The organism is Candidatus Eremiobacteraceae bacterium, assembly GCA_036511855.1.
In the GTDB taxonomy this organism is placed as follows: Bacteria; Vulcanimicrobiota; Vulcanimicrobiia; order Eremiobacterales; family Eremiobacteraceae; genus JABCYQ01.
In genome coordinates this window covers 1-4,867 of the sequence record DATCBN010000076.1, presented here as the reverse complement: position 1 = coordinate 4,867, position 4,867 = coordinate 1, and the positions used below count along the sequence as shown (strand labels likewise).

The following is a 4,867-nucleotide window of genomic DNA, read 5'->3' as shown; positions in this document are numbered from 1 at the left end:
ATGGCGGAGATCGGCGCGACCTATAAGGAGATGCTCGACGCGGGCATCCCCGGCGAAGACGCGCGCTTCGTGTTGCCCAATGCGGCCGCCAGTCAACTCGTCGTATCGGGCAACGCGCGCGCTTGGTATGAATTCCTCACGCTTCGAACGTGCAACATGGCGCAATGGGAAATACGCGAGATGTCGTTTCAAGTGTTGCGCACGCTCAAGCGGGAGGATCCGGTGCTGTTCAAGGACGCGGGCGCGACATGCGTGCGCGGCTACTGCAACGAGACGAACGGACCGGAATGTCCTCGCTACATCACCGTGATGAAAGCCGACCTGCGCAAAGCGGAGGTGGCAAAGCGCTGGCTGGCCGATCGGGAAAAAGAAAAATCCTCAAAGAATCTTGGCAAGCGCGGTGTCCATGAGTAACGGCGACATCTCCCCGAGCTGGATAAAGCGCACGACGCCGTTGCGATCGATGAATACCGACGTGGGCAACGCGATGAGATCGTACGTGATCGCGCCTTGTCCGTTATCGATGAGCACCGGATAACGCAGCCCGAAGCGCGCGATGAACGGCTTTATCAGCGCCGGAGTTTCTTGCTGGTCCACGCCGAGCACCACGAGTCCGCGTGCATGCGAGAGCTGATAACGCTTTTCGATTTCCGGCAGCTCTTCTTTGCACGGCGGGCACCACGTCGCAAAGAAATTGACCCAAACCGGCTTGCCTCGATATGCGGCGAACGAGACGTGCCGGCCATCGAGTCCGACGAGATCCACGTCCGGCGCGGCCATGCCCACGCGCGCGCTTCCCGAGGTTTGATTGCCTGTGAGCGGGACGGCCGCGGGCCGCTGCAGCGAGGTGACGAAGATCACCGCGGCGATCGCGAAGAGCGCGGCGGCGATTATCCAGCCCGCCACAGGGGCCCGCGGTTCGGTGCTCATCTCAGCCGCCGGATTCGCGGGCGGCACGCTCGAATACTGCGTCAATTACTTTGATACGAATCATTTTGTCACGAAGGAATTGGCGGGTCATGAGTCCGAAGTCGCTCGATCATGGCGCATCCTGCGGACATCCGCGAAACGGTGGAAGAGATCAATCAGCTCTTCCCCAGTATCTATAAGAAATACCACGCGCGGCTGGGCAAACCGGTAGAGGGCGGCGAACTCACGCTGCGCACCCTTCATTTTCTCAAGACCCTGGAGCGCTTGAAAAATGCCGGTGTCAAGGATGCCGCAGTCGCAATGCGATTGTCCAGCAGCACCGTATCCACGCTCGCGAAGCGCGAGCACGCGCGCGGCTTGGTCGTCCGCAGGCGCAGCTCCGGTGACGAACGCCGCGTGGAACTCGAACTCACGCCGGTCGGCCGGAAAATCGCGCGGGGGCTGCCTCCCGCGCTCGAACCCGGGCTCCTCACCGTCGCACTTCGCAAACTCCCAGCGCCGGATCGGGCCACGCTCCTGCTGGGGCTCCGCAAACTCGACGCCATCGATATTTCGCATGTCGAGCGAAACAAACGCCGGATGACGTGAGTAGCACCGACATGACTGCATATACATCGCATTTCAAGCGCTTTGCGCTTTCAGTGGCCGGCGCTGCCGCCATCGCCAGCGTTGCCGGATGCGGCGGAAAATCTGCCGCGTCAAAGGCCGACACCGGACCTCCGCCGGTCCCTGTCTCCGCCGCGCCCATCCGTCAAGGTGCGATCGAATCCACGTATAGTCTCACGGGGTCGATCATCGCCGGCCAGCAGGCGAATATGTCGTCCGTCATCTCGGGGCAGGTCCGCGCCGTGAATGCGCAGATCGGCGACCGGGTCCGCAAGGGTCAGCTGCTCGTGCAGATCGACGACGCCTCGCTTCGCGCCACGCTCGCGCAAAACGAAGCGGCGCTCGCGGCCTCGCAGGCCAGAATACGATCCTCCATCGCCAACAGCACCGGCAATGCGTCCACCACCGAATCGGGCCGGACGTCGGCGCAAGTCGCCTTCGATGCGGCCTCCTCGAATCTCAATCGCACGCAATCGCTCTTCAAGCAGGGCTTCGTCTCGCAATCGGCCATGGACCAGGCGCTAAGCCAATACGCAGCCGCGCAATCCGCGTTGCGAACGGCCCAAGTGGCGGCGCAGAACGCGGACATGAGCAACGGCAGCGCCAGCTCGGCACAAGCCGACATCGCCGGCCTGCGCGCGAGCGCCGCGCAAGATGCCGCAGCGGTGCAATTCACGCTGACGCAGATCGATCAAGCCGCGGTCACCGCGCCGTTCGACGGCGTCGTCACGCAGCGAAGCGTCGATCCCGGGTCGCTCGCATCGCCCGGCACGCCGCTCATGCAAGTCTCGTCGATGGATCCGGCGTTCGTCGCGGTCGGCATTCCGGATTCTGATCTTGGATCGGTCTCTACCGGAACATCCGCCACCGTCACGCTCGATTCGATGCCCGGCCGAAGCTGGACGGGATCGGTCGCTAATCTAAACGCAGCCACGAATGCCGGCACTCTATCGTATCTCGCGCGCATCGCGATTCCAAATCCGCAACTCGCGCTCAAAGCGGGCATGGTCGCAAACGTCGCGTTCGTCGCCGCCCGTCACGACCGCGCGCTGATCGTTCCACGCACGGCCATCGCCACGACCCAGGACGGGTCGGCTGTGTACTTCGTCGATAAAGGCAAAGCGAAGCTCGTCGCGGTCAAGGTCGGCCTGCAGACGCAGGACTCGGCCGAGATCAGCGGCGCGGGCATCGTGGTCGGTAAAACCGTGATCACCCAGCGGCCCGACTCACTTCAGGACGGCGCGCCGGTGCAGGTCGTCACGGCGCTTGCAGGCACGGGTGCGTCGTCTGCGCCAAGTTCTCCCTGACCGTCGCCTATGGTCATAGCGAAACAAGAAAAGGATTCTGTATGAAACTCGGTCTCGCCATCGGTGCCGCGGCGGCACTGCTACTTTTGAACGTCGCGCACGCGAATGCGGCACAGCCTTCGCCTAGCCCGTCGACGCATCCCATGGCCCAGCAAACTGCCCTGCCCGCTCCGGCATCATCCGCATCCTCCGCCCCCACCGCTGCGCCCGGAGTCCAAACGCTCACGCTCACCGACGCCGAGCGGATCGCCCTTGCGCAGTCGCCGCTGCTCGCGATCGCCCGCGCGGAGCTGGTCTCGGCCGGCGCATCAAAGGGTCTTGCCGTCAGCGGAGAATTGCCGAACATCGCCGTTTCCGCCAACAGCACGCGCTCGAGTTCGGGCGGCTCGCAATTTTCCGGCCAAACACAGACCGGCAACGGACAGTTGACCTCAAACAATGCGAACGTCAACATCCGGCAATTGATCTTCGACGGCGGCCGGGTCTGGGATCAGGTCCGTTCTGCCCGCTTCAATGAAGATGCGGCGCAATATTCGTTGCTGCGAACCGTTCAGACGGTGTTCTTCTCCATCGGTCAAGACTATTTCGCCGCCTTGCAAGCGCGCCACGCGCTGATCGCCGCCAACGATGCGCTGCGGCTCGCCCGCGTCCAAGAAGAGTTGGTCAACGCGCAATACAAAGCGGGGCTCGCCGCCAAAGCCGACGTGTTGACGGCGCAATTCCCCATGGCTCAGGCGCAGCTCAAAGTGGCGCAGACTCAATACGGCGAACAGCTCGCGCTCGCGACGCTCCTCAACGCGATGGGATTGCCCGCGACCGAGAGCGTGCAACTGGTCGACGACGCATCGAACTCAGGCGTAGGCCCGGAGACCGTCACCCAGCTCCTCGCGGTGGCAACGGTCTCACGTCCGGATTTGCTGGCTGCGCAAGCTTCCGCCACCTCGGCGGATCTCTCCGTGCGGGCGGCCGCGCTCGCGCGCTTTCCCGTGCTCTCGGCCACCGCGAGCGATGGAGTATCGGGGATCGCGCCAAGCGTCGGGACCCGCAACGGCAACAGCTCGTCGTACGGCCTCGGCTTGACGTTCCCGTTGTACGACGGCGGCGTCATTCACGCGCAGACCGTTCAAGCGCAAGCGCAGGCGAGCATCGCGGCGGCAAATCTCAAGACCGCCGAGCTCGGCGTCTCGTTGAGCGTTCAGCAAGCGTACCTCAATCTCGAAACCGCAAGCGCGAGTCTTACGGCGGCAAATGCCGAACTTGCCAATGCGCAGACCGTTTTGAGCGTGACGAACGCGCAGTACAAGTCCGGCGTCACAACACTGCCGCTCTTGCTCAACGCGCAAGTAGGATTGACGACCGCCGAGACCGACCAGCTGACCGCGCTTTACTCGTACAAAATCGCGCAGCAGGCGCTGCTGCTGGCGGAAGGCACGATCGGCAAGCCCTGATCGGTAGGGTTTGCCGCGCAGGCACAAGAAGCGCGAAAACATGATGCGGTCGAATGGTTCGCGCTTCGCCGCGCGAGCGGCGATACTCGCTCTGACGATACTGGTGTGCGTCGCATGTCAACCCAAGACGCAATCCGGTCAAGTGACCATCACCCTCACGGGCAAGGGCGGCGGCGCCTACTCGCCGGCTGTCGTCACGGTCGCGGTCGGCACTCTCGTGATCTTCCTCAATCAAGATTCGCAGCCGCATAGCGCCACGGCGCCGGGCGCGTTCGATTCGGGCATCATCGCACCCAACGGCGGGCGTTGGGTGTGGGTGGCGTCTGTCGCCGGCACGTTCCCATTTTTCAGTTCGATGCAGCCGAATATGGCTGGACAGATAACCGTCATACCCGCCACACCGACGGGCCAGTGAGACGCGCCGCAAGCGCGCGATCACGATCGTAAGGGAGCTCTCGAAATGAAAAATCTGCGCATGGTCATCTGCGCGACTCTTGCCGCGTTGACGGCGTCGGCGATCGCCTCGTGCACGAGCGTTTCGCAGAGCACCAACGCCGGCGGCGCCTCAGGCCGGCC

General features: G+C 63.5%; 6 protein-coding genes. 5 read left to right on the top strand and 1 reads right to left on the bottom strand.

What is annotated here, in order from left to right; all coding sequences use genetic code 11:
• The coding region (locus VII69_09900) for an FAD-dependent thymidylate synthase (protein HEY5095417.1) at positions 1 to 414 on the top strand (414 nt) is incomplete at its 5' end.
• Here the strand turns inward: VII69_09900 and VII69_09895 are convergent.
• On the bottom strand, positions 379 to 930 hold the full coding sequence (locus VII69_09895; GenBank protein HEY5095416.1) for a TlpA disulfide reductase family protein: 552 nt from the start codon (positions 928 to 930) through the stop codon (positions 379 to 381). The genes VII69_09900 and VII69_09895 overlap by 36 nt on opposite strands.
• A 111-nt stretch (positions 931 to 1,041) precedes the next feature.
• Between VII69_09895 and VII69_09890 the strand changes: the two genes are divergently transcribed.
• Genes VII69_09890 through VII69_09875 form a run of 4 tightly spaced genes read left to right on the top strand, consistent with a single transcriptional unit; the run spans position 1,042 to position 4,706 of the window.
• Complete coding sequence (locus tag VII69_09890; protein ID HEY5095415.1) at positions 1,042 to 1,518, top strand: MarR family transcriptional regulator; 477 nt, start codon at positions 1,042 to 1,044, stop codon at positions 1,516 to 1,518.
• Entirely contained in the window at positions 1,515 to 2,843 is a 1,329-nt protein-coding gene (locus VII69_09885; GenBank protein ID HEY5095414.1) for an efflux RND transporter periplasmic adaptor subunit, read from the top strand. Before VII69_09890 ends, VII69_09885 begins: the two co-directional genes overlap by 4 nt.
• 41 nt (positions 2,844 to 2,884) lie before the next feature.
• Positions 2,885 to 4,291, top strand: a complete 1,407-nt coding sequence (locus tag VII69_09880) for a TolC family protein (GenBank protein ID HEY5095413.1) — start codon at positions 2,885 to 2,887, stop codon at positions 4,289 to 4,291.
• A gap of 40 nt (positions 4,292 to 4,331) precedes the next feature.
• Complete coding sequence (locus tag VII69_09875; protein ID HEY5095412.1) at positions 4,332 to 4,706, top strand: cupredoxin domain-containing protein; 375 nt, start codon at positions 4,332 to 4,334, stop codon at positions 4,704 to 4,706.
• Positions 4,707 to 4,867: the final 161 nt, after the last annotated feature.

Excerpts from the sequence above, each read along its gene's own strand:
- VII69_09895 (HEY5095416.1), bottom strand. The coding sequence starts at position 930 with ATGAGCACCGAACCGCGGGCCCCTGTGGCGGGCTGGATAATCGCCGCC.
- VII69_09890 (HEY5095415.1), top strand. The coding sequence starts at position 1,042 with ATGGCGCATCCTGCGGACATCCGCGAAACGGTGGAAGAGATCAATCAG.
- VII69_09880 (HEY5095413.1), top strand. The coding sequence starts at position 2,885 with ATGAAACTCGGTCTCGCCATCGGTGCCGCGGCGGCACTGCTACTTTTG.
- VII69_09875 (HEY5095412.1), top strand. The coding sequence starts at position 4,332 with ATGATGCGGTCGAATGGTTCGCGCTTCGCCGCGCGAGCGGCGATACTC.